The organism is Nonomuraea sp. NPDC049152 (assembly GCF_040648355.1).
In the GTDB taxonomy this organism is placed as follows: Bacteria; Actinomycetota; Actinomycetes; order Streptosporangiales; family Streptosporangiaceae; genus Nonomuraea.
Window position 1 is genome coordinate 1 of the sequence record NZ_JBEZDO010000004.1, and the last position, 23,434, is coordinate 23,434.

The 23,434-nt window shown below is 70.4% G+C and carries 19 protein-coding genes; 14 read left to right on the forward strand and 5 right to left on the reverse strand.

Features of this window, described 5'->3' with window-relative positions; translation table 11 throughout:
* Positions 1–387: 387 nt before the first annotated feature.
* Together AB0B45_RS08850 and AB0B45_RS08855 are read left to right on the forward strand one after the other, a co-directional pair.
* Positions 388–1,005, forward strand: a complete 618-nt coding sequence (locus AB0B45_RS08850) for a hypothetical protein (protein WP_358127584.1) — start codon at positions 388–390, stop codon at positions 1,003–1,005.
* Complete coding sequence (locus AB0B45_RS08855) at positions 1,005–1,244, forward strand: helix-turn-helix transcriptional regulator (RefSeq protein ID WP_358127586.1); 240 nt, start codon at positions 1,005–1,007, stop codon at positions 1,242–1,244. Before AB0B45_RS08850 ends, AB0B45_RS08855 begins: the two co-directional genes overlap by 1 nt.
* A gap of 202 nt (positions 1,245–1,446) precedes the next feature.
* On the opposite strand, the gene def is transcribed toward AB0B45_RS08855, so the two are convergent.
* Both def and AB0B45_RS08865 read right to left on the reverse strand, forming a co-directional pair.
* Positions 1,447–1,926 (reverse strand): peptide deformylase, encoded by a 480-nt coding sequence (gene def / locus AB0B45_RS08860; RefSeq protein WP_358127588.1) that lies wholly within the window; start codon positions 1,924–1,926, stop codon positions 1,447–1,449.
* Positions 1,927–1,991: 65 nt separating this feature from the next.
* On the reverse strand, positions 1,992–2,516 hold the full coding sequence (locus tag AB0B45_RS08865; RefSeq protein WP_358127590.1) for a PadR family transcriptional regulator: 525 nt from the start codon (positions 2,514–2,516) through the stop codon (positions 1,992–1,994).
* A gap of 5 nt (positions 2,517–2,521) precedes the next feature.
* On the opposite strand from AB0B45_RS08865, the gene AB0B45_RS08870 reads away from it, so the two are divergent.
* The 8 genes from AB0B45_RS08870 to AB0B45_RS08905 all read left to right on the forward strand — a co-directional run bounded on the left by AB0B45_RS08870 (position 2,522) and on the right by AB0B45_RS08905 (position 13,410).
* Entirely contained in the window at positions 2,522–3,712 is a 1,191-nt protein-coding gene (locus AB0B45_RS08870; protein ID WP_358127592.1) for an FAD-dependent monooxygenase, read from the forward strand.
* 119 nt (positions 3,713–3,831) lie between these two features.
* On the forward strand, positions 3,832–5,142 hold the full coding sequence (locus AB0B45_RS08875) for an MFS transporter (protein ID WP_358127593.1): 1,311 nt from the start codon (positions 3,832–3,834) through the stop codon (positions 5,140–5,142).
* Between the two features lie 140 nt (positions 5,143–5,282).
* Positions 5,283–7,223, forward strand: coding sequence for a molybdopterin-dependent oxidoreductase (locus AB0B45_RS08880; RefSeq protein ID WP_358128362.1), 1,941 nt, complete (start codon positions 5,283–5,285; stop codon positions 7,221–7,223).
* Entirely contained in the window at positions 7,220–8,620 is a 1,401-nt protein-coding gene (locus tag AB0B45_RS08885) for an FAD-dependent oxidoreductase (RefSeq protein ID WP_358127595.1), read from the forward strand. Before AB0B45_RS08880 ends, AB0B45_RS08885 begins: the two co-directional genes overlap by 4 nt.
* On the forward strand, positions 8,617–11,055 hold the full coding sequence (gene nirB, locus AB0B45_RS08890) for a nitrite reductase large subunit NirB (protein WP_358127597.1): 2,439 nt from the start codon (positions 8,617–8,619) through the stop codon (positions 11,053–11,055). The genes AB0B45_RS08885 and nirB overlap by 4 nt, the downstream gene beginning before the upstream one ends.
* A 71-nt stretch (positions 11,056–11,126) precedes the next feature.
* Entirely contained in the window at positions 11,127–11,471 is a 345-nt protein-coding gene (gene nirD, locus AB0B45_RS08895; protein ID WP_358127599.1) for a nitrite reductase small subunit NirD, read from the forward strand.
* A complete protein-coding gene (locus tag AB0B45_RS08900) occupies positions 11,468–12,634 on the forward strand; it encodes a uroporphyrinogen-III synthase (protein ID WP_358127600.1) in 1,167 nt (388 codons plus the stop codon). The genes nirD and AB0B45_RS08900 overlap by 4 nt, the downstream gene beginning before the upstream one ends.
* Positions 12,631–13,410 carry a sirohydrochlorin chelatase gene (locus AB0B45_RS08905; protein ID WP_358127601.1) on the forward strand — a complete coding sequence of 260 codons (780 nt, stop codon included), beginning with the start codon at positions 12,631–12,633 and terminating at the stop codon, positions 13,408–13,410. Before AB0B45_RS08900 ends, AB0B45_RS08905 begins: the two co-directional genes overlap by 4 nt.
* Here the strand turns inward: AB0B45_RS08905 and AB0B45_RS08910 are convergent.
* The 3 genes from AB0B45_RS08910 to AB0B45_RS08920 form a co-directional block, all read right to left on the reverse strand.
* Positions 13,317–13,868: a hypothetical protein gene (locus AB0B45_RS08910; protein ID WP_358127602.1), complete on the reverse strand. Its 552-nt coding sequence runs from the start codon at positions 13,866–13,868 to the stop codon at positions 13,317–13,319. The two genes, AB0B45_RS08905 and AB0B45_RS08910, sit on opposite strands and share 94 nt — an antisense overlap.
* Before the next feature lie 816 nt (positions 13,869–14,684).
* Positions 14,685–15,542, reverse strand: coding sequence for a PAC2 family protein (locus AB0B45_RS08915; RefSeq protein ID WP_358127604.1), 858 nt, complete (start codon positions 15,540–15,542; stop codon positions 14,685–14,687).
* A 371-nt stretch (positions 15,543–15,913) separates the two neighbouring features.
* A complete protein-coding gene (locus tag AB0B45_RS08920) occupies positions 15,914–16,369 on the reverse strand; it encodes a universal stress protein (protein ID WP_358127605.1) in 456 nt (151 codons plus the stop codon).
* A 65-nt stretch (positions 16,370–16,434) separates the two neighbouring features.
* On the opposite strand from AB0B45_RS08920, the gene metH reads away from it, so the two are divergent.
* From metH to AB0B45_RS08940, 4 genes are all read left to right on the forward strand, one after another.
* The gene (metH, locus tag AB0B45_RS08925; protein WP_358127607.1) at positions 16,435–19,893 is read left to right on the forward strand and encodes a methionine synthase; all 3,459 of its coding nucleotides are present in this window, start codon (positions 16,435–16,437) and stop codon (positions 19,891–19,893) included.
* Positions 19,894–20,371: 478 nt separating this feature from the next.
* Positions 20,372–21,025, forward strand: coding sequence for an HAD family phosphatase (locus tag AB0B45_RS08930; protein ID WP_358127609.1), 654 nt, complete (start codon positions 20,372–20,374; stop codon positions 21,023–21,025).
* A 577-nt stretch (positions 21,026–21,602) separates the two neighbouring features.
* Complete coding sequence (locus AB0B45_RS08935) at positions 21,603–22,094, forward strand: cellulose synthase (RefSeq protein ID WP_358127611.1); 492 nt, start codon at positions 21,603–21,605, stop codon at positions 22,092–22,094.
* 316 nt (positions 22,095–22,410) lie between these two features.
* Positions 22,411–23,409 carry an ABC transporter permease gene (locus tag AB0B45_RS08940; protein ID WP_358127613.1) on the forward strand — a complete coding sequence of 333 codons (999 nt, stop codon included), beginning with the start codon at positions 22,411–22,413 and terminating at the stop codon, positions 23,407–23,409.
* Positions 23,410–23,434 lie beyond the last annotated feature (25 nt).

Here is a 23,434-nt window from a genome sequence, read left to right on the forward strand (position 1 = left end):
TTCGAGGGGCTCCTGGATACGCGAAAACGAAACGCGACGGGGACCGGCGGGTACGGCGGAGGCGTTGCGCGAGGCTGCCAACAGATGTCCTTCCGGAGGGCACGGATGGAATCGGACTGCGCGCACGCCAAACGCCCCGGCGGAATCCAGGGCGTCGAAAAGGCAGCGCGAGGGAGCAGCATAACGCAGACTACAAACGAATATCCACACATACTATGAGAGTCAACCTCGATGCCGCCTTCAGCTTCCCACAGCCGGGTGGATTCGTCAACTCTCACGGTCGCGCCCGAGGATGCCCGGTCGGCCGAGGTCCGCTTGCCCATATTGATTTTCAATGGCTACGTTTATCGATGTCATCGATAAACGATATGTCTAGGAGGCGGTCTGATGGCAACACAGCACAGCACGATCGGACGAGTGGCGCGCCGGCCCGCGGTCTTCGCGGTCCTCGTCCTGGTTACCGGGGTGATCACCGGAATGGTGCTGTACTCCCGAGCCGGTCTCTTCGGCCTGACCTACCGTGCCGTGGTGGCCCAGTCGCCCAACGACTACGGCATCCCCCTCGATCACCCGGCGTTCACGCAGATGATTCGGCCGGGCGTCATGGCCTCGGCGAATGGCCTCGAATTCATCGACGGTTCCCCCGACGCCGGCCAGTACCTCTGGCAGGCTCTAACCGCCTTTCCGGGCTTCGTGGTCGCCGTCGGCGCGTTCTTCCTGCTGTGGCAGCTGCTATGGCGCGCCCGCGGCGGCGTCTACATTCTGCAGGTCGCGCGTCAGGTGCGTCTCCTGGGCTGGTGGCTGCTGGTCGGTGGTCTCCTGGCTCCCCAAATCGAGCACTTCGCGATGATGAGGCTGCTGGACACGCTGGCCGTGGACGAGGCCAACTATGGGGTCAGGGAGATCCCGCTGGTCGTCCCGCTCGTCGGGCTCGGACTGCTGGCGCTGGCGGGGATCCTGCGCGACGGGGTGCGAATGCGCGACGACCTGGAAGGGGCCATCTGATGTCGCCCGCCGAGATGGACACCCACGCGATCACCGTCCACCTCGACCGGCTCCTGTCCGAGCGCGGCATGACACTCACCGAGCTGGCCGACCGGGTCGGGGTGACCGTGGTCAACCTGTCCATCCTGAAGAACGGCCGGGCCAAGGCCATCCGGTTCACCACGCTGACCAAGATCTGCGAAGTCCTTGACTGCCAGCCAGGTGACCTGCTCGGCTATCACCCCGGGGGGAAACGATGAACGGACGAGTCGCCGCTCGCCCATCGCACCGGCCATGCGACGCGCCTGGCCACCGCCGGTCCCCGACGATCCGGTCGATACCGCGGGCGTGACCACCACGGCGACCGGGGGTCCGGGGGCCGGAAGGCCACCGGCGAGGGGGTGTGGGGGAGCTCGGCTCCCACACACAGGTGCGAAGCCCCCTGGAGCGAGGACCCCGCGGTCAGAAGGCGGCCGACTCCGTGAAGCGGTCTCGTTCGTCGTCGCCCAAGCGGTCGACGAACAGCACGCCGTCCAAGTGGTCGGCCTCGTGCTGGAGCACCCTGGCCAGCATGCCGATCGCCCGTACCGTCACCGGCTTGCCGTACATGTCCCGGCCTCGCGCGGTGACCCCGAAGGAACGCTCCAACGGCCACCACGATCCCGGCGCCGACAGGCAGGCCTCGTCGGCCACGATCGTCCGCTCCGACAGCTCGAGGCGTGGGTTGACCAGGTGTCCCGCCTTGCCGTCGTAGTCGAAGACGATCACGCGAGCGCTCACCCCGATCTGTGGTGCCGCCAGCCCGGCCCGCCCGTGGCCCTGGCGCATCGTGAGGGTCAGCGCCTTCACCAGCCCCCGCAGCTCCTTGTCGAACTCTGTCACCGGCCGCGCCACCTCGCGCAGCACAGGATCGTCGAAAGCGCGGATGCGCTGTACGGCCACGGCAACTCCCCGAGAACGTTGTCGTCGTCCAGGAGACGATTCCCTCAGCGGCGGGCGGCGAATCGTCAAATGTCTCCCATGAACGAGGTCAGCCCCTCCAGGCTGACGGGCGGCAGCGTCCCTGCCCGCACCTCGCCGGTCACCGAGCGGACCCAGTCCAGCTCCGCGGCCATCATGGCGCGCACGTACTCCAGCTCGATCATGGTGATACGCGGCAGGCCCGTCTCGGCGGCCGCGGCCAGGTCGCTGTCGAGCGCGGCGAGCTTGCCCGCGAGGACGGCGGCGCGCCGGTCGAGCGCCTCGGTCATCTCCTCAGGGGTGAGCATGAGCAGGTGGGCCAGGGCGGCGGGGAACTCGGGGAAGTCCTGCTTGGGCGTGGCCAGCATCTCCATCAGCCACTCGTGGGCGGCCGCCCTGCCGTCGTCGGTGATCTCGTAGACGGTCCTTTCGGGGTACTGGTGGTCGCGTCCGGTCTCCCTGACCGCCACCAGGCCCGCCTCGCGCAGGCGCTCGATCGTCCGGTAGAGGCTCGCGCGCTGGCCGACGTTGACGACCTGGTCCTTGCCCCACTCCTTGAGCAGCCGCTGCACGGCGCGTGGCGGAGGACGCTCCCCGCGCGCTGCCGGAGCTGACCGCGGGCGAGTTCGGCATGGCCGACCAGAGCACCGTCGAGCCCATCCTCATCCAGGCCGCGCGGGAGCGGGGCGCCGACATCAGGTACGGCACCAGGTGCCTGTCGATCGAGCAGGACGCCGACGGCGTCACCGCCGTGACCGAGGCGGGCACCATCAGGGCCCGCTACCTGATCGCGGCCGACGGCTACCGGGGCGCCATCAGGGAACAGGTGGGCATCGCCAGGGCTGGGCTCGGCGTGCTGCGCCGCTACCTCGCCTTCGTCATCAAGGCGGACCTGTCGGAGATCATCAAGCGGCGGGCGCTGTTCTGGATCGTCGGCGCTCCAGGAGGGGAGGCCTCGGGCGGGTTCGTCAGCCAGGCGCTGCCCGACCACTGGGGGCTGGCGCTGCCGTACGAGGAGGACCTCGCCGACGAGCGCTTCCTCGACAGGGCGCGCGCGCTCATCGGGAAGGACCTGTCCGTCGAGATCGTCGACAGGGCGTCGTGGGAGGAGGCCGTCGAGGTCGCCGACCGCTTCCGCGCGGGAAGGGTGTTCCTGGTCGGCGACGCCGCCCACGTCTGGCCCCCGGCCGGAGCGATGGGCGCCAACTCGGCGGTGCAGGACGCGCACAACCTGGCGTGGAAGCTGGCCGCCGTCGTCCACGGGCGGGCGGACGACGCGCTGCTCGACACCTACGAGGCCGAGCGGCGTCCGGTGGCGCTCGCGCTGGCCGACCTCACCGTCCGCAGCCAGGCCGCCAGGTTCGGCCCCAACCCGGAGGACGACCCGATGGACGCGACGCTGTGCGTCCTCGGCCAGCGCTACGGCCACGACGAGGTCTTCGGCGACGGCGTCGAGCAGCGGGCCGCGGTCGGAACGCGGGCCCCGCACCTCTGGCTCGACGGGCGGGGCGTGCACGATCTGTTCCACGACTCTTTCGTCCTGCTCACGGGGAGGCAGGGCGAGGAGTGGGTACTGGCAGCCGGGAAAGTCGAGGGCGTGCGCGCCCACCGCGTCGACCACGACCTCTGGCGCGAGCGCTACGACCTGGGGGAGGACGGCGCCGTGCTCGTCAGGCCCGACGGCTACGTGGCGTGGCGGGCCGAAGGGCTGCCCTCCGACCCGGCCGCCGCCCTCCGGCACGGCGTTAACGCCGTGTTGCGGCCGTGAAACACATGCATTGCTTGTTACGGCGGTGAGTTACCTGTAACCGGCGCACCGTCACAGAACGTCAAGGTGCGTAACCCGCTCCTCCTACGGTCGAGATCCCCCGAACCGTAGGAGGAACGATGGCGCGTTGGATCACCGACTGGCACCCGGACGACCCCGCCTTCTGGGAACGCGACGGCAAGCGCGTGGCCAGGCGCAACCTGGTCTTCTCCATCCTGGCCGAGCACCTGGGCTTCACCGTCTGGACGCTGTGGAGCATCGTCGCGGCCAAGATGGGCGCCTACGACTTCACCACCGACCAGCTGTTCTGGCTGGTCGCCCTGCCCAACCTGATCGGCTCGGCGCTGCGCGTCCCCTACACGTTCGGCCCCGCCAGGTTCGGCGGGCGCACCTTCACCGTGGCCAGCGCGCTGCTCCTGCTGATCCCCGCGATCCTGCTCGGCGTCGCGGTCAGCGACCCGGGCACGCCGTACTGGCTGTTCCTGGTGATCGCGGCGACGGCTGGGTTCGGCGGCGGCAACTTCGCCTCCAGCATGGCCAACATCACCTACTTCTACCCCCAGCACAGGCAGGGCTCCGCGCTCGGGCTCAACGCGGCGGGCGGCAACATCGGCGTCAGCTCGGTGCAGCTGGTCATGCCGCTGGTGATCGGGGCGTTCGGACTGGCCGCCGCGGGCTGGTTCTGGGTGCCGTTCATCGTGGTCGCCGCCGCCTGCGCCTGGTTCTTCATGGACAACCTGTCCAGCGCCAAGGCCAGGCCGCGCGAGCAGTGGGCGGTCGCGGGCAAGGCGCACACCTGGGTGATGTCCTTCCTCTACATCGGCACGTTCGGCTCGTTCATCGGCTACTCCACCGCCTTCCCGCTGCTGGCCAAGAGCCTGTTCCCCGGTTCGGCGTGGACCGCGGTCGCCTTCGTGGGCCCGCTGCTCGGCTCGCTGATCAGGCCGGTCGGCGGCTGGCTGTCCGACCGGCTCGGCGGCGCGCCGGTCACCCTGTGGAACTTCGCCGCCATGGGCGCGGGCGTCGTCCTGGTCTGGCTGGCCAGCGTCTCGGGCGGCTTCTGGCTGTTCTTCCTCGCCTTCCAGACGCTGTTCGTCACCGCGGGCATCGGCAACGGCTCCACCTACCGGATGATCCCCGCCATCTTCCAGGCCAAGGCAGCCGAGGAGCTCGGCACCGGCGAGCAGGCCCTCCTGCACGGCAAGCGCCAGGCCTCAGCGGCCATCGGCATCATCTCCGCGATCGGCGCGTTCGGCGGATTCCTCATCAACCGCGGCTTCGGCATGTCCTTCGCGCAGACCGGCAGCCCCGCCGCCGCCTTCGTCGCCTTCGGCCTCTTCTACGCCGCCTGTTTCGCCCTCACCTGGTGGTGCTACATGCGCACGGTCGGCGCCACCAGGGTGCCCAGCCTCGCCCACGCGCGGGTCTGAGCGTCCTCACTTCGGCGGTGAGCCGCTGTTAGCACGCTAGTAACAGAAGGGACCCAGGTGTGAAACGGCCCAAAAGCACCATCGATCACGTGACCGCACCTACCCTGACCCACTGCCCGTACTGCGCGCTGCAATGCGGCATGGCGCTGACCCAGGGAGAGCGCGTCACCGTCGAGGCCACCGACGCCCTGTGCCAGAAGGGCTGGACCGCGGCCGAACTGCTGTCGAGCCCTGACCGGCTGACCACGCCGCTGCTGTACGGCAGGCCCGCCACCTGGGAGCAGGCGCTCGACCACGTGGCCGCCCGCCTCGAGGAGGTGCGCGCCGCGCACGGCCCCGACGGCGTGGCGGTGTTCGGCGGGGGAGGGCTCACCAACGAGAAGGCCTACCAGCTCGGCAAGTTCGCCCGCGTCGCGCTCGGCACCAGCCAGATCGACTACAACGGCCGTTTCTGCATGTCGTCGGCGGCGGCCGCCTCGATCAGGGCGTTCGGCGCGGACAGGGGCCTGCCGTTTCCCGTCACCGACCTGGCCGGGGCCGACGTGGTGCTGGTGGCGGGCGGCAATCCGGCCGAGACCATGCCGCCGCTGGTCAGGCAGCTCAGCGGGCCCGAACTGATCGTCATCGACCCCCGGCGTACGGCAACGGCCAGGCTGGCCGCGCTGCACCTGCAGCCCACGCCCGGCACCGACCTGGCCCTCGCGCTCGGCCTGCTGCACCTGGCCATCGCCGAGGAGGCGGTCGACACCGCCTACATCGAGCTCCGCACCACCGGGTTCGACACGGTGCGCACGTCGGTCTCCCCATGGTGGCCCGAGCGGGTCGAACGTCTGACAGGGGTGCCGGTGGCCGCCATGCGCCAAGCCGTACAGATGCTGAAAAATGCGGATAAAGCGGTGGTGTTGACGGGGCGCGGAGCCGAGCAGCACGCCAAGGGCACCGACACCGTGACCGCGTTCATCAACCTGGCGCTCGCCTTCGGGCTCCCCGGCACCCCCGGCTCCGGCTACGGCTGCGTGACGGGGCAGGGCAACGGACAGGGCGGCAGGGAGCACGGACAGAAGGCCGACCAGCTGCCCGGCTACCGCAAGATCGACGACCCCGCCGCCCGCGCGCACGTCGCCTCCGTGTGGGGCGTCGCCCCCGACTCGCTGCCCGGCCCAGGCCGCTCGGCCTACGAGCTGCTCGACGCGCTCGGCACCGCGGAGGGGCCCAAGGCCATGCTGCTGTTCGGGTCCAACCCCGTCGTCTCCGCCCCCAGGTCCGCGCACGTCGCCGAGCGGCTGAAGGCCCTCGACCTGCTCGTCGTCGTCGACTTCGTGCCCAGCGAGACCGCCCTCATCGCCGACGTCGTGCTGCCGAGCACCCAGTGGGCCGAGGAGAACGGCACCATGACGAACCTGGAGGGAAGGGTGCAAGTGCGCCGCCAGGCCATCGCCCCGCCCGACGGAGTCAAGAGCGACCTGGAGATCATCCAGGAGCTCGCGCTGAGGATGGGCCACAGCTGGCCGGCCGAGCCGCGCGAGGTCTTCGACGAGCTGCGCCGCGCCTCCCAGGGCGGCACCGCCGACTACGCGGGCATCACCTACGAGCGCGACGGCGTCTTCTGGCCGTGCCCCACCCCGGACCACCCCGGCACGCCGCGCATGTTCCTCGACCGCTTCCACACCCCCGACGGGCGCGCCCGCTTCGTCGCCGTCGAGCACAGGGCCGCCGCCGAGGAGGCCGACGCCGACTACCCCGTCTACCTCACCACCGGAAGGGTCCTGGCCCACTACCAGTCGGGGGCCCAGACGCGCAGGATCGCGCCGCTCGTCGAGGCCTCGCCCGAGCCGTACGTCGAGCTCCACCCCGACCTGGCCGAACACCTCGCGATCGCCGCCGGCGACCTGGTGCGGGTCAGCAGCAGGCGCGGCGCCGTCGAGGGCGTGGCCAGGATCAGCGAAGCGATCAGGTCCGACACCGTGTTCATGCCCTTCCACTGGGAGGGCGCCAACCGCCTCACCAACCCCGCGCTCGACCCGACCTCGAAGATGCCCGAATTCAAGGTGTGCGCAGTGAAGCTGGAGAAGGTGGCATGAGACTCCTGGTCATCGGCAACGGCATGGCCGGCGCCCGCCTGGTCGGCGAGGTGCGGGCCCGCGACAAGGACACCAGGGTCGCCGTGTTCGGGGCTGAGACGTGGCAGCCCTACAACAGGGTGCTGCTGTCGAACGTCCTGGCCGGCAGCTCGGGGCCCGACCAGGTGCGCCTGCTCGACCCCTCCTGGTACGGCGAGCACGACGTCGAGGCCTACCTCGGCACCCGCGTCGTCCAGATCGACAGGGAGACCAGGACGGTCATCTCCGAGGACGGGCGGCGCACGCCGTACGACGTGCTCGTGCTGGCCACCGGCAGCCAGGCCGTCGTGCCGCCGATCCCCGGCGTCGAAAGGGCGGTGCCGTTCCGCACGCTCGACGACTGCCAGGCGATCCTGGCGGCCAGCCGTACCAGCGCGAGGGCGGTCGTGATCGGCGGCGGACTGCTCGGCATCGAGGCCGCGCGCGGACTGGCCGGCCGCGGCCTGCCGGTCACGCTGCTGCACCTGGCCGGCCACCTCATGGAGCGCCAGCTCGACGCCGAGGCGGGGCTCGTGCTCGGCGAGACCCTCGCGGGCCTCGGCGTGGAGATCCGCACCGGCGTCAGCGCCGCCGAGATCCTGCCCGAAGGGGTACGGCTGGCCGACGGCACCCTCGCCGAGGGCGACCTGGTCGTGCTGGCCTGCGGCGTCAGGCCCGAGACGGGGCTGGCCGAGCAGGCGGGCCTGGAGGTGCGGCGCGGCGTCGTCGTCGACGACGAGCTGCGCACCGACGACCCGGCCATCTTCGCCATCGGGGAGTGCGCCGAGCACGACGGCGTCGTCTACGGCCTGGTCGCGCCCGCGTGGGAGCAGGCCGCCGTCGTGGCCGACGTGATCACCGGCGCCGCCAAGGACGCCCGCTACCGCGGCTCACGCATGGTCACCAGGTTGAAGGCCAAGAGCGTGGAGCTGGCCGCGATGGGCGAGACCCACCTGACCGAGGAGCACGCCGAGGTGGTGCGCTTCAGCCACCGGGCGAAGGGGACCTACCGCAAGCTCGTCATCCGCGACGGACGGCTGGTCGGCGCGATCCTGCTCGGCGAGAGCGCCGCCGTCGGCACCCTCACCCAGCTCTTCGACAGGGGAGGGCCGCTGCCCGGCGACAGGGCGGGACTGCTGTTCCCCGGCCTGTCAGGGGCGGCCGTGGCCGAAAGCCCGGTCAGAATGCCCGACTCGGCCAAGGTCTGCCAGTGCAACAACGTGACGAAGGGCCAGATCAGAGCCTGCTGGGAGTCCGGCGCGCGCGACGTGCCGGCGGTGGCGGCCGCGACGAGGGCCACGACCGGCTGCGGCACCTGCCGCGACGCCGTCGAGGGCATCGTCGGCTGGCTGTGCGAGCAAGAGGGGGTTTCCGCGTGAACAGGATTGTCGTGGTCGGCTACGGTCCCGCCGCGCACAGGCTCGTCGAGACCCTGCTGGACAGGGGATTCGACGGGTCGATCACGATCTTCGGCGAGGAGTCCCTGCCCGCCTACGACCGGGTGGCGCTCACCTCCTACCTGATGGGCGCCGACTTCGCCGACCTCAGGTTCCCCGACCTGCCCGGCGTCGTGACGCGGCTGTCGGCGCGGGTCACCGGCATCGACAGGGCCGCCAAGGTCGTCACCACGGCCGAGGGGCACGCCGAGCCGTACGACACGCTGGTGCTGGCCACCGGCTCGGCGCCGTTCGTGCCGCCGGTGCCCGGCGCGTCGCACGCCTTCGTCTACCGCACGATCGACGACCTTGAGCTGATCAGGGCGGCGGCCTCGCACGCCACCCGCGGCGTGGTCGTCGGCGGCGGGCTGCTCGGCCTCGAGGCCGCCGACGCGCTGCGTGGGCTCGGCCTCGACACCCACATCGTCGAGCTGAGCCCCTGGCTGATGCCGCGCCAGGTCGACGAGGGCGGCGGCGCCGTCCTCAAGGGGCACATCTCCAGGCTCGGCCTGTCGGTCCACGCGGGCGTCTCGCTGGCCTCGATCGAGCAGGACCAGGTCGTCCTCAGTGACGGCCGGACCATCGACGCCTCCGTGGTCGTCTTCTCCGCCGGCATCAAGCCGCGCGACGAACTGGCCCGCGACTGCGGCCTCGAGGTGGGCGAGCGTGGCGGCATCGCCGTCGACGCGGGCATGCGCACGGCCGACCCCTCCATCTACGCGGTGGGGGAGTGCGCGCTGGTCGGCGGCATGGTCTACGGGCTGGTCGGACCCTGCTTCACCCAGGCCGAGGTGGCCGCCGACCGCATGCTCGGCGGGGCCTCCCGCTTCGACGGCGCCGACCTGTCGACCAAGCTGAAGCTCCTCGGCGTCGAGGTCGCCCAGTTCGGCGCGATGGAGGGGGCGCTCGACGTCACCTACATGGACCCCGTCGGCGGCGTCTATAAGAGGCTCTTCGTCTCCGACGACGCCCAGACGCTGCTGGGCGGCATCTGCGTGGGCGACGCGGGGCCGTACACGACGCTGAAGCCGTTCGTCGGCAAGCCGCTGCCGGCCGCGCCCTCCGACCTGCTGTTCACCGGCTCGGCGCTCAGCCTCGACCTGCCCGACGACGCCCAGGTCTGCTCCTGCAACAACGTCACGGCGGGGCACCTGCGCACCGCGATCTGCGACGGCGTGACCGACGTGCCGGGGCTGAAGGCGTGCACCAGGGCGGGCACCACCTGCGGGTCGTGCGTGCCGCTGATGAAGCAGCTGCTGGAGAAGTCGGGCGTCGAGCTGTCCAAGGCGCTGTGCGAGCACTTCGACCACAGCAGGGCCGAGCTGTTCGACATCGTCCGCGTGCGCGAGATCACCACCTTCTCCGAGCTGATCGGCCTGTACGGCAGGGGCAGAGGCTGCGACATCTGCAAGCCCGCCGTCGCCTCCATCCTCGCCTCCCTGCACAACGGGCACGTCCTCGACGGAGAGCGGGCCACGCTGCAGGACACCAACGACCACTTCCTGGCCAACATCCAGAAGAACGGCACCTACTCGGTCGTGCCGCGCATCCCCGGCGGCGAGATCACCCCCGAGAAGCTCATCGTCGTCGGAGAGGTCGCCCGCGACTTCGGCCTCTACACCAAGATCACCGGCGGCCAGCGGATCGACCTGTTCGGCGCCCGCGTCGAGCAGCTGCCGCAGATCTGGAAGCGCCTGGTCGACGCGGGCTTCGAGTCCGGCCACGCGTACGGCAAGGCGCTGCGCACGGTGAAGTCCTGCGTCGGCTCCACCTGGTGCCGGTACGGCGTGCAGGACTCCGTCGGCCTCGCCATCGCCCTCGAACTGCGCTACCGCGGCCTGCGCTCCCCGCACAAGCTGAAGTCGGCGGTGTCGGGCTGCGCCAGGGAGTGCGCCGAGGCCAGGTCGAAGGACTTCGGGATCATCGCCACCGAGAAGGGCTGGAACCTCTACGTCGGAGGTAACGGCGGTTTCAAGCCCCGCCACGCCGATCTGCTGGTCTCCGACGTGTCCACCGAGGAACTGATCACGCTCATCGACAGGTTCCTGATGTTCTACGTCCGCACCGCCGACCGGCTCCAGCGCACGGCGGCGTGGGTGGAGTCCCTGGAGGGCGGCCTCGACTACCTGCGGGCGGTGATCGTGGACGACTCCCTCGGGATCTGCGACTCGCTCGACGCGCAGATGGAGCGGCACGTGGCGACCTACGTCGACGAGTGGCGGGCCACGATCGAGGACCCGGACAAGCTCGGCAGGTTCGTCAGCTTCGTCAACGCCCCCGGGACGCCCGACCCGTCGATCGTCTTCGAGACCGAGCGCGACCAGATCAAACCCGTCCTCATCCCGCTGGACCACCTGAGCTCCTCCCTCGCCACCTGACCGCCCCCACCCCCGACCAGGCCACCCGCGCCCTCGTCGCCCCCCGAAACGACCGGAAAGGAGCACCCCAGATGACCGTCGCCGAACTCCCCACGCGTGTTTGGGTCCCCGTCTGCGCCTACGCCGCCCTGCTGCCGGAGCGGGGAGCGTGCGCCCTCGTCGACGGCCACCAGGTGGCGCTGTTCCGCACCTTCGACGGCCAGGTCCACGCCATCGGCAACCGGGACCCCTTCACCGGCGCCCACGTCCTGTCCCGCGGCATCGTGGGCTCGCGAGGCGATCAGCCCACCGTCGCCTCACCCATGCACAAGCAGGTCTTCTCCCTGGTCACAGGGCAGTGCCTGGACGACTCATCGGTCACCGTGCCGACCTATCCGACCCGAGTGAACGACGGCAGAGTGGAGGTGGGGCTTTGACCGCCCTGACCGTGGAAGAGCCGAGATCGCCGGAGACGGCTCCCGACGCGCTCGCGGGATTCACCATCGGCGTCACCGCGACCAGGCGGCGCGAGGAGTTCTGCGCCCTGCTGGAAAGGCGCGGCGCCCGCGTGATCAGCGCCCCCGCGATCAGGCTCGTCCCGCTGGCCGAGGACACCGACCTGCTCGCCGCCACCCGCCGCAGCCTGGAGGCGCCGATCGACGACGTCATCGTCACCACCGGCGTCGGATTCCGCGGCTGGATGGCCGCCGCCGAGGGCTGGGGCCTGTCGGCCGAGCTGTCGCGGCACCTCACCCGCGCCAGGCTGCTCACCCGCGGCCCCAAGGCCAGGGGAGCGGTGCGCGCGGCGGGACTCAGCGACCACTGGACGCCAGCCACCGAGTCCTGCGAGGAGGTCAAGCAGCACCTGCTCGCCCAGGACCTGCGCGGCCGCCGCATCGCCGTCCAGCTGCACGGGGAGCCGCTGACGGGATTCGTCGCCGAACTGCGCGCGGCGGGCGCCGAGGTCATCGAGGTGCCCGTCTACCGCTGGCTGCCCTACCGGGACATCTCGCCGCTTCGCCGCCTGGTCAGCCAGGCCGTCTCCGGCGGCGTCGACGCGGTCGCCTTCACCAGCGCGCCCGCCGTCCTGGCGATGCTCAACGCGGCCCGCGCCGACGGCCTCGAGGACGCCCTGCTGTCGGCGTTCAGCGGGCGGGTCGTCGCCGCGTGCGTCGGCCCGGTGACCGCCCAGCCGCTGGTGTCCAAGGGCGTGCCGGTGATCCAGCCGGAGCGCTCCAGGCTCGGCGCCCTGGCCAGGACCCTCGCCAGGCACCTGCCCGAGCACGGCGTCACCAGGTTGCTGGCCGGCGGGCACGACCTCGAGATCCGCGGCCACGCCGTCGCCGTCGACGGCGAGCTCAAGCCGCTGCCGCCCGCGCCCATGGCCGTGCTCAAGCGGCTCGCCGACAAGCCGGGGCACGTCGTGCCCCGTTCCGAGCTGCGCACGGTACTGCCGGGCGGCGCGGCCCGCGACTCGGCCGAGCACGCGGTGGAGATGGCCGTCACGCGGCTGCGCAGAGCCCTCGGACCCGGCGGCATCGTCGAGACCGTGGTCAAGCGCGGCTACCGCCTCGCCACCCACCGCGGGGACGGCCTGTGAGCTTCGCGCTCCCGTACCGGGGACGACAGGGAACGCTGGTGATCGCCGCCCACGGCACGCGCAGCGCGGCGGGGGAGCGGACCCTCGCCCGCCTCGCGGCGGCCGTGCGCCACCTGCGCGAGGGCCACCGGGTCGAGCTCGCCTACCTGGAGATCAGCCGGCCGCTCCTCGCGGACGTCCTGCCGGACCTGCCGGGGCCCGTCACCGTCGTCCCGCTGCTGCTGGCGGGCGGCTACCACGTCCACATCGACCTGCCGAACGTCATCGCGGCGACCAGGCCCGACGCCACCGTCAGCGCGCCGCTCGGGCCGCACCCGCTGCTCACCTCCGCGCTGGTCCGCAGGCTCACCAGAGCCGGGCTGCGCGCCACCGACGCGGTCGTCCTCGGTGCGGCCGGCTCCTCCGACCCCGCGGCCCTGTCCGACATCAGGTCCGCCGCCCGCCTGCTCGCGGTACGGCTCTCGCGTCCGGTCACCGCCGCCTTCGCGGCCGGCGGGAGCCCCACCGTGGACGAGGGGCTGGACCGCATGCGGCGCGGCCCAGCCCCTCGCGTCGTCCTGGCCTCCTACCTGCTCGCGCCCGGCTTCTTCCACGACAAGCTGGTCAACGCCGGCGCCGACGTGGTCACCGAACCGATCGGCGCCGACCCTGACCTGGCAGCCCTGGTGTGGGCACGGCACGATCAGGCGGCGGGTTCCAGCCTCAGCCCCTTGACGATCTCCTCGGCTCCTGCGTCCCGTGAGGGTCCCGCGTCCGCGCCGACGAACATCTCGTAGTAGGCGTGCTGGAAGCACCCTGCCAGCAGCAGCCTGGCGCTGCCCACCGGATCGACCGACGGCGCCACCCTGCCGAGCCGCTGCTCGGCCTCCAGGTAGTCGGCCAGCGGCACGATCTCGGCCATCGGGCCCAGGCCGTTGTCGCGTACGGCCTCGCGGAAGCGGACCGTCACCGAAGGCGAGGTGAAGGCGGGCAGCGCCGCCGACTGGACCTCCAGGTAGTAATCGATGCCCGCCCTCGCGATGGGGAGCAGGTTGTCGCTCACCTGTCCTTTCCCCACGAGGTGGGACAGGTCGTGCAAGATCCGCAACCAGAGCGGGAGCCGGTCCTGGAGCAGGGCGAGGAAGAGGTCGACAGGGCCTCCGCCCCGCTCCTCCCTCAACGACAGCGCCATCTCCAGCACGCGGCGCCTGGTGTCCTGACTTCTCTGGTGCGAATCGACATGAGGAGTAGCCATGGTTGCCCTAACGTGCGCAGTCACATGGGTAGGTTCAACGTGGCCGGGCCGGAATTCGAGGAAGTTGCAGAGCGTGTTTCTCCTGGTTATTCAATCGTTGCCGGTTGGCGTCCCAACCTGGTGCATTCCAGGTCGAAACGCGCGGGGCACCGATTATTGCCTGAAACCGGTGAGAAATCCGATGATTGAAACCTGAAACTTCCCTGGCAGTGTCACCCCGCGCCTATCCTCGCGGGAGCTTCGCAGGTAGGCGGACCTGTGGCAAGACGGATATTTCGGGATCTGCCCCCTTACGGCCCCGCGAAAGTCCTCTTTCCGGACAGCGACTTCACGCACTCCACCGCGTCGTCGAATCCCGTTCGGGAGATCGAAAAGGAACGCCAGAAATCACCCACTGAACGACGGCGCCCCAACCCGTCACACGCCCCGGGCCACCGTGACCCGGGCACTCATTCCTCACGGTCCCCGGCTCTCCACCGATGCGTGCCTTGGATTGATGCGCCGCGGCCACTCTCGTCGTGGGGCGGGGCGAACTGAGCTCTCGTGGGTGGTCGAGCGGCCCGGCGAGCGTCCGCGCCACGGGGGTGATGCGGAGGGGCGTCCGAACCTTGGGGTGAAGGGGGAGGACCGACCGGGCTTTGGGACGTGGGCTGATGCGGAGCCCAGTCTGGGCCCTCGCGGCACACGGGACGTGGGCTGGTGCGGAGCACCGTCCGAGCCGTGGCGGCACATGAGACGAGCCGTCCCCGAGGATCCTCTGTGGTCCTCCGGGGTGATGCGTAGCGCGACCTCTCGGGGCGCCGTGCTCCCGATGGGCTACTGGTCGCCGGGGTCGGTGTCTCTGCGGCGAAGGTAGCGCTCGAACTCGGCGGCGATCGCGTCACCCGACGCCTCGGGCAGCTCGGCCGCGTCCTTGCGCTCCTCAAGCTCCTTGACGTACTCGGCCACCTCGCTGTCCTGCGAGGCCAGCTCGTCCACGCCGTTCTCCCACGCGCGGGCCTCCTCCACGAGGTCGCCCAGCGGTACGGGGATCTCCAGCACGTCCTCCACCCTGCGCAGCAACGCGAGCGTCGCCTTCGGGTTGGGCGGCTGGGCCACGTAGTGCGGCACCGACGCCCACAGCGAGATGGCGCGCAGCCCCGCCACACCGAACGCGTGCTGCAACACCCCCACGATGCCCGTCGGCCCCTCGTAGCGGCTCAGCTCCAGGTTGACCGAACGGGCGAGGCCCTCCTCGGTCGCCGACCCCACGATCGGCACGGGACGCGTGTGCGGGGAGTCGTTGAGCAGCGCACCCAGCATGACCGTCATCTCGATGCCCAGCTCATGGCAGACGCCCACGATCTCGTCGCAGAAGGCACGCCACCGCATGTTCGGCTCGATGCCGCGCAGCAGCACCACGTCGCGCTCCACGCCCGGCGGGCGCGCCAGCGACAGCCTGGTCGTCGGCCAGACGATCGAGCGGGTCAGCCCGTCACCCATCTCCACGATGGGGCGCGTGACCTGGAAGTCGTAGTAGTCCTCCGGGTCCAACGCGATCAGCGGCTCTGCCTTCCACTCGCTCTCCAGGTGCGCGATGACGCCGCTGGAGGCCTCACCTGCGTCGTTCCACCCTTCGAACGCGGCGATGAGCACCGGATCGACGAGCTCGGGGAGCCCTTCGAGCTCGATCACGCGCCGCCTCCTCTCGCTGTTCTCAACGCCTAAGCCTATGCGGTGGAGAGCGCTTTACGTCACTGATCTCCACCGGCGTAATTCTCGGCGCCTCGGGCGGGCGCGAAAGGCCGGTGCACGCGGGGGTCGCGACGTCTGGAAGATCGGCCGAAGTCCTGCTGGAGCAGGCGTGAAGGACGGGCGGTCACCGGTGACCAGGGTGGCCTCGAGCCTGCTTGCCGTACGGATGGATCACCGCCCGAGGTGGCGCGCACGGCCAGGATGGATCATCGACCTGCCGGTGGCACGCACGGTCAGTGGATCACCGGCCTGTGGTGGCGCGCGCGGTCAGTGGATCATCGGCCTGTGGTGGCGCGCGCGGTCGGGACGGGTCAGCGGCCCGAGGTGGTGTGCACGATCAGGACGTCGCACGAGGCGCGGTGAGAGACGTTCGACGGGACCGAGCCGAGCAGCCGCCCCGCCAGGCTGTTGAGGCCGCGATTGCCGACCACGAGCAGGTCCGCGCGGTGCCTGTCGGCCAGTTTGACCAGCACGTCCACCGCGTCGCCCTCCTCGGCCGCCAGCACGATGTCGGTGGCGCCCGCCGCCACCGCGTGTTCGCGGGCCGCGCGCAGGGCGTCGTCGGCGGGAGTGGATCCGCTGACCTTGTAGGCCAGGTCGCCGAGCACGTCGGCGGCGGCCGCGCGGGAGCTTTCACGCATGGGGATATAGGCACAGGTCAGGACGAGTGTGGCGCGGGTGGCGGCGGCCAGCGAGGCGGCGGCGGACACGGCGCGGAAGGAGGAGGCGGACCCGTCGGTGCCGACGAGCACGGTGCGATAGGCCATGAGGGAGACCCCAATTGGACGCAGCGTCAATTGCCGACAGGGTAGCGCCCGTTAAGCTTGACCGCATGAACGCGTCCCCATCTTTCCGCGAAGTCCTCTCCCAGCGCGTGATGGTCGCCGACGGGGCGATGGGGACGATGCTGCAGTCATACGACCCGACCCTCGACGACTTCCAGGGCTACGAGGGCTGCAACGAGGTGCTCAACGTCACCAGGCCCGACATCGTCAGCGGTGTTCACGACGCTTACTTCGCCGTCGGCGTCGACTGCGTCGAGACCAACACCTTCGGCGCGAACCTGGCGGCACTGGGCGAGTACGACATCCCCGAGAAGGTCTTCGAGTACTCGGAGGCGGGCGCCCGCCTGGCCCGCGAGCGGGCCGACCACTGGTCGACGCCCGAGCAGCCGAGGTTCGTGCTCGGCTCGATGGGCCCCGGCACCAAGCTGCCCACGCTCGGCCACCTGCCCTTCGCCACCCTGCGCGACGCCTACCGCGACAACGCCGCCGGCCTGATCGCCGGTGGGGCCGACGCGCTGATCATCGAGACCTGTCAGGACCTGCTCCAGGTCAAGGCCGCCATCATCGGAGCCAAGCGGGCGGTCGAGTCCGCGGGCCGCGACGTGCCGATCATCGCCCAGGTCACGATCGAGACCAACGGCGCCATGCTCCTCGGCTCCGAGATCGGCGCCGCGCTGACGGCGATCGAGCCCCTCGGCGTCGACCTGGTCGGCCTCAACTGCGCCACGGGTCCCGCCGAGATGAGCGAGCACCTGCGCTACCTCGCCCGCCACTCGCGGCTGCGCCTTTCCTGCATGCCCAACGCCGGCCTGCCCGTCCTCACCTCGGACGGCGCCTATTACCCGCTGAGCCCCGGCGAGCTGGCCAACGCCCACGAGACATTCGCCCGCGACTACGGCCTGTCCCTGGTCGGCGGCTGCTGCGGCACCACGCCCGAGCACCTGCGCCAGGTCGTCGAGCGGGTCCGCGGCCAGCAGCCCGCCGCGCGCAGGCCGCACCCCGAGCCGGGCGCCTCCTCGCTCTACCAGACCGTCCCGTTCCGGCAGGACACCTCCTACCTGGCCATCGGCGAGCGCTGCAACACCAACGGCTCCAAGGCCTTCCGCGAGGCCATGCTCGAAGGCCGCTGGGACGACTGCGTCGAGACGGCCCGTGACCAGGCCCGCGACGGCGCCCACATGCTCGACCTGTGCGTCGACTACGTCGGCCGCGACGGCGTCGCCGACATGAAGGAGCTGGCCTTCCGCTTCGCCACCGCCTCCACCCTGCCGATCATGCTCGACTCCACCGAGTCCGAGGTGCTCAAGGCCGGTCTGGAGATGCTCGGCGGACGCGCGGTCGTCAACTCCGTCAACTACGAGGACGGGCGCGGGCCCGAGTCCCGCTTCCACAAGACCATGACCGCCGTACGCGAGCACGGCGCGGCCGTCGTCGTCATGTGCATCGACGAGAACGGCCAGGCCCGCACCGCCGCCGAGAAGGTCCGCATCGCCTCCGAGACGATCGACGACCTGGTCGCCAACTGGGGCATGAAGGTCTCCGACATCATCGTCGACTGCCTGACCTTCACCATCGCCACCGGCATGGAGGAGTCGCGCAAGGACGGCCTGGAGACCATCGAGGGCATCCGCCAGCTCAAGCAGCGCTATCCCGAGGTGCAGACGACGCTGGGCCTGTCCAACATCTCCTTCGGCATCAACCCGGCCGCCCGCATGGTGCTCAACTCGGTCTTCCTCAACGAGTGCGTCAACGCCGGCCTCGACTCGGCCATCGTGCACGCCTCCAAGATCCTTCCGATGTCGCGCATCCCCGACGAGCAGCGACAGGTCGCGCTCGACATGGTCTACGACCGCCGTCGGGAGGGCTACGACCCGCTGCAGAAGTTCATCGCGCTGTTCGAGGGCGTCGACGTCGCCGCGATGCGCGCGGGCAAGGCCGAGGAACTGGCCGCGCTGCCGCTGTGGGAACGGCTCAAGCGGCGCATCATCGACGGCGAGCGCAAGGGGCTCGAGGCCGACCTCGACGAGGCGCTGGCGCAGCGTCCCGCGCTGGAGATCATCAACGAGGTGCTGCTCGACGGCATGAAGACGGTCGGTGAGCTGTTCGGCTCCGGCCAGATGCAGCTGCCGTTCGTGCTGCAGTCGGCCGAGGTCATGAAGAACGCCGTCGCCTACCTCGAACCCCACATGGACAGGGTCGAGGGCGAGACCAAGGGCCGCATCGTGCTGGCCACCGTCAAGGGCGACGTCCACGACATCGGCAAGAACCTCGTCGACATCATCCTGTCGAACAACGGCTACGAGGTCGTCAACCTCGGCATCAAGCAGCCGGTCAGCAGCATCCTGGAGACCGCTGAGCAGAAGAACGCGGACGTCATCGGCATGTCCGGACTTCTGGTGAAATCGACGGTCGTCATGAAGGAGAACCTCGAGGAGATGAACTCCCGCGGCATCTCCGAGCGCTACCCCGTGCTCCTCGGCGGCGCCGCCCTCACCCGCGCGTACGTGGAGCAGGACCTGGCCGAGCTGTTCAACGGCGAGGTCCGCTACGCCCGCGACGCCTTCGAGGGCCTGCGGCTGATGGACGCCTTCATGGCCCACAAGAGGGAGGGCTCGCCGCTGCCCGCGCTGCGCGAGCGCCGCGTCAAGTCGGGCGCCACGCTCACCCGCACCGCCGTCGAGGACCTGCCGTCCCGCTCCGACGTGGCCGCCGACAACCCCGTCCCCGTCGCGCCGTTCCACGGAGACCGCATCGTCAAGGGCATCTCGCTCAACGACTACGCCTCCTTCCTCGACGAGCGCGCGCTGTTCCTCGGCCAGTGGGGTCTCAAGCCCACCAGGGGCGGCGACGGTCCCGGCTACGAGGAGCTCGTCGAGACCGAGGGCAGGCCCAGGCTGCGGATGTGGCTCGACCGCATCAAGACCGAGGGGCTGCTCGAGGCGGCCGTCGTCTACGGCTACTTCCCGTGCGTGAGCGACGGCGACTCGCTGATCATCCTCGACGACGCGGGCAACGAGCGCACCCGCTTCACCTTCCCGCGCCAGCGCCGCGACAGGCACCTGTGCCTGTCCGACTTCTTCCGCTCGAAGGACTCGGGCGAGGTCGACGTCGTCGGCTTCCAGATCGCCACCATGGGCGGCAAGATCTCCGAGGCGACGGCCGAGCTGTTCGCCAAGGACGCCTACCGCGACTACCTGGAGCTCCACGGCCTGTCCGTGCAGCTCACCGAGGCCCTGGCCGAGTACTGGCACGCCAGGGTCCGCTCGGAGTGGCGCATCGGCGGCGAGGAGTCCCTCGACGACATGCTCAAGGTCAACATCCAGGGCTGCCGCTACTCCTTCGGCTACCCCGCCTGCCCCAACCTGGAGGACCAGGTCCAGCTGTTCCAGCTGCTCGACCCGGAAAGGATCGGCGTGACGCTGTCGGAGGAGTTCCAGCTCCACCCCGAGCAGGCCACCTCCGCCCTCGTCGCCCACCACCCCGAGGCCAAGTACTTCAACGTCTGACCGGGCGCTCGTTTCGAGAAGGCAGGGAGCCGACCCCGCAGGACGCCGCTCCCTGCCACATCCCGTCCCCCTGGGCGACGCTCCCCGCCCTCCGGACGTGCGCGTTCAGGTCGCGGAGGCGGTCGCCGGCCCGGTGCCTCGGACGTGCGCGCTCTGGCGGCGGCCGCCTCGGGATGTGCGCGTGCCGATGGCGGGCGCGATCGCGGCCCCGTGTCCCTGGGCATGTGGGCTCTGGTGGCGGGCGCGGTCCCGATCCCTCCGTGCCGCGGCGGGCGGGCTGCGGCCCTCCTTGCACGGCAAGCGGGCCCAAGCGCCACCCGGGGCACGGGGCCGGCGCCCGTCCAGGGAAACGCTCACCGAGCTCACGCGGCGGGCCGCCGTCACGGCGCCCCCAATGACCCCACAAGCGGACCCGCGCAACGCCGAGTCCCGGCCACGCCCTACCGTAGAAGTCCGTGACGAGTGCCTCGGGGGGAAAGTGGACGCCGTATTCTTCGACATGGACGGCTTGCTGGTCGACACCGAGAAGGTGTGGCTGAAGATCGAAATCGAGGTGATGTCCCGCCTCGGCGGGATCTGGGCCCCCGAACACCAGACCCACCTCGTCGGCGGTTCCATGGAACGCACCGTCGATTACATGCTCGCCGTCTCAGGCTCGTCCGTCGCGCCTGAGACGTTGCGCGAATGGATGATCGAAGGCATGGTCTCCCAGCTGGCAGGGGGCGTCCAGACGATGCCAGGTGCGCTCCAGCTCCTGGAGAGCCTGCGCGCCGAGGGGGTGCCTGTCGGGCTGGTCACCTCGTCGCTGAAGGAGATCGCCGAGGCGGTGCTGGTCTCGGTGGGCCGCGACCGCTTCGACGTGATCGTGACGGCCGACGACGTGACCCACACCAAGCCCGACCCGGAGCCGTACCTGACCGCGGCCAGCCTGCTGGACGTCGAACCGGTCCGCTGCGTGGTCCTGGAGGACTCGCCCAACGGGGTGGCGGCGGGTACGGCCGCCGGGTGCGCCGTGGTGGCGGTCCCCAGCCTGCTGCCGATCGCGCCCGCGCCCGGCCGTCTCGTGGTGTCGTCCCTCACCGAGGTCACGACCGACCGCCTCCGCGCTCTCCTACCCCCCACCCACGCCTAACCCCGAGCCCCGCCCCCCACCCTCCTGCCCCCCCAGCCCTTGCCCTCCTGACCTTGCCAGATCTCGGGCTCCTGACCGCGCCCCCTTAGGCCCTCTGCCGCACCTCGCCTAGACTCCCCGACCCCTGATCTCGTCCCCACCCTCCGGCTTCGGACCCGCGATCGCGTCCACCTGCGGCCCACCTTCGGCGACCAGTCCTCAGCCGCCTGCGTGCCTGGGGTCCGCACCCCCGGCCACCTCGGCGACCTTCGCCCGAATCTCGCCGCCCCGAGTCCAAGGGTGTGGGCCGGCGGATGTGCGACCCCAGCGACATCCGAGGGCGAGCCCGGTGGTGCGGTGGCGCGGTGCCGTGCGGGCAGTCGGGCGGTGCGGCGGTCCCGGGGGTGCCGCGTCCGGGGTTCGTGTGTTCGGGTGTTGGGTGCGGGCGCGCCGACGATCGTCCCGAGTTCGGTGGTGCCTGCTGTAACGAACGTCGAATACCACCCCCTAAGGGAAAGATCCCTACCTAGGGAGGAGCGGCGAGCGGCGGCCCGCGTGCCAGGATGGAGAAGTCAGCCAAACACGAGGGGTGGCCAATATGGGCGGATTCAATAGCATCGCGTGGTTGCCGTTGTGCGCCGGCGCCACCGGTCTTGGACTGGTGTTCAGTTTCCTGCTGCTGCGCCGCAGAGGAGCAGTGGCCGCCATGCGGATGGTGGCGTGGTCGCTCCTGCCGATGGCCGCCTACCTCACCGGCGCGATCAGCTCCCTCTGGACCATCGGCGCCACCGCCGTCACCTTCGTCACCAGCCTGGTGTTCAACCCGCTCACCTGGGCCGGAGTGGCGCTCGCCGGGCTGTCCGTGGTGCTGTTCATGGTTTCGGGCGTGCTCAGGGCGAGGAAACTGTCGGCCGCTGACAGCAACGCTTCCGGCGGCGCGACCGAGCAGAGGTCGGCGCGGAAGGCGCCGCAGCAGCCCGCCGCGCAGGCTCCAGCAGGAAAGCCTGCCATCGCACAGCCGAAGCCCAGGACGAACGACGACGATTTCTCCGATATCGAGGACATCCTCAAGCGGCGCGGGATCAGCTAGCGCACGCGTCAGTGCAATGTCACAGTTCCGAGACCCAACCGGAACGGGGTGTAGACATTCTGTCCAAGATCGATACGAATGCGTTTCGCCAGAATCACAGTTGAGCCACATAGACCGCCTGGGGGCTAGTCAGCGCAGCTCAGGCCATACATTCTGCCTCCTGGGACCGTGACGGACGGTCCTGGCAAGCACGGGCGTGAGTCCAGACCGGGCCGGTCCCGTAATGGACGACGCCGTCTAACCCAGGGGGCAAGAGCAGTATGCGCACAACCCCGGTCGTGCCGGCCTCCTGGAGGGTCAGGACAGAGGAGGGCGCATGACCGCACCGCTCGACGTGCCAGAGTCGGCCAGCTCGGCAGTTCCCGAAGCGGTGGTGGCGGGGGCTGACGTCAAGGCCATCGAGGGCCGTTCGCTCGGCCAGATCGCCTGGCGGCGGCTCAAGCGCGACCGTGTCGCGATGGCGGGCGCCATCGTGATCATCTTTCTCATGCTCGTGGCCGTCTTCGCGCCGCTGATCGTGGGATTGCTGGGTCACGACCCGCTGCAGTACCACGAGGACCTCGTCGACAGTGGCACGCTCGCGCCGAAGGGCCAGCTCGGCGGGATGAGCTGGGACTTCCTGTTCGGTGTCGAGCCGGTCAACGGCCGCGACATCTTCAGCAGGGTCGTCTACGGGGCGCGGATCTCGCTGCTGATCGCCTTCCTCGCCACGCTGCTGTCGGTGGTCATCGGCACGACGCTCGGCGTCATCGCGGGCTTCTTCGGCGGCTGGATCGACACCCTCATCGGCAGGGCGATGGACGTCTTCCTCGCCTTCCCGCTCCTGGTCTTCGCGCTCGCGCTGGCCGGTGTGGTGCCCGACCAGGCGTTCGGGCTGTCCGGCGACACGCTCCGCGTGACCCTGCTGATCTTCATCATCGGCTTCTTCAACTGGCCATACCTGGGCCGCATCATCCGTGGCCAGACGCTGTCGCTGCGCGAACGCGAGTTCGTCGACGCCGCCAAGAGCCTGGGCGCCCGCGGGCCGTACATCATCTTCCGCGAGCTGCTGCCCAACCTGATCGCGCCGATCCTGATCTACGCGACCCTGCTGATCCCCTCGAACATCCTGTTCGAGGCGGCACTGTCGTTCCTCGGCGTGGGTGTGCGCCCGCCGACCCCCACCTGGGGCGGCATGCTCTCCGAGGCGGCCAGGTTCTACACGATCCCGCACTTCATGATCTTCCCCGGTCTGGCGATCTTCATCACCGTGCTTGCGTTCAACCTGTTCGGCGACGGCCTGCGAGACGCGCTGGACCCGCGGGGCAATCGCTGATCCTCTCGGACTCCCTTAACCCTGC

Excerpts from the sequence above, each read along its gene's own strand:
- AB0B45_RS08910 (WP_358127602.1), bottom strand. The coding sequence starts at position 13,868 with ATGGCTACTCCTCATGTCGATTCGCACCAGAGAAGTCAGGACACCAGG.
- AB0B45_RS08855 (WP_358127586.1), top strand. The coding sequence starts at position 1,005 with ATGTCGCCCGCCGAGATGGACACCCACGCGATCACCGTCCACCTCGAC.
- AB0B45_RS08850 (WP_358127584.1), top strand. The coding sequence starts at position 388 with ATGGCAACACAGCACAGCACGATCGGACGAGTGGCGCGCCGGCCCGCG.
- AB0B45_RS08875 (WP_358127593.1), top strand. The coding sequence starts at position 3,832 with ATGGCGCGTTGGATCACCGACTGGCACCCGGACGACCCCGCCTTCTGG.
- AB0B45_RS08920 (WP_358127605.1), bottom strand. The coding sequence starts at position 16,369 with ATGGCCTATCGCACCGTGCTCGTCGGCACCGACGGGTCCGCCTCCTCC.
- AB0B45_RS08885 (WP_358127595.1), top strand. The coding sequence starts at position 7,220 with ATGAGACTCCTGGTCATCGGCAACGGCATGGCCGGCGCCCGCCTGGTC.
- metH (WP_358127607.1), top strand. The coding sequence starts at position 16,435 with ATGAACGCGTCCCCATCTTTCCGCGAAGTCCTCTCCCAGCGCGTGATG.
- AB0B45_RS08880 (WP_358128362.1), top strand. The coding sequence starts at position 5,283 with ATGGCGCTGACCCAGGGAGAGCGCGTCACCGTCGAGGCCACCGACGCC.
- AB0B45_RS08940 (WP_358127613.1), top strand. The coding sequence starts at position 22,411 with ATGACCGCACCGCTCGACGTGCCAGAGTCGGCCAGCTCGGCAGTTCCC.
- AB0B45_RS08935 (WP_358127611.1), top strand. The coding sequence starts at position 21,603 with ATGGGCGGATTCAATAGCATCGCGTGGTTGCCGTTGTGCGCCGGCGCC.
- nirD (WP_358127599.1), top strand. The coding sequence starts at position 11,127 with ATGACCGTCGCCGAACTCCCCACGCGTGTTTGGGTCCCCGTCTGCGCC.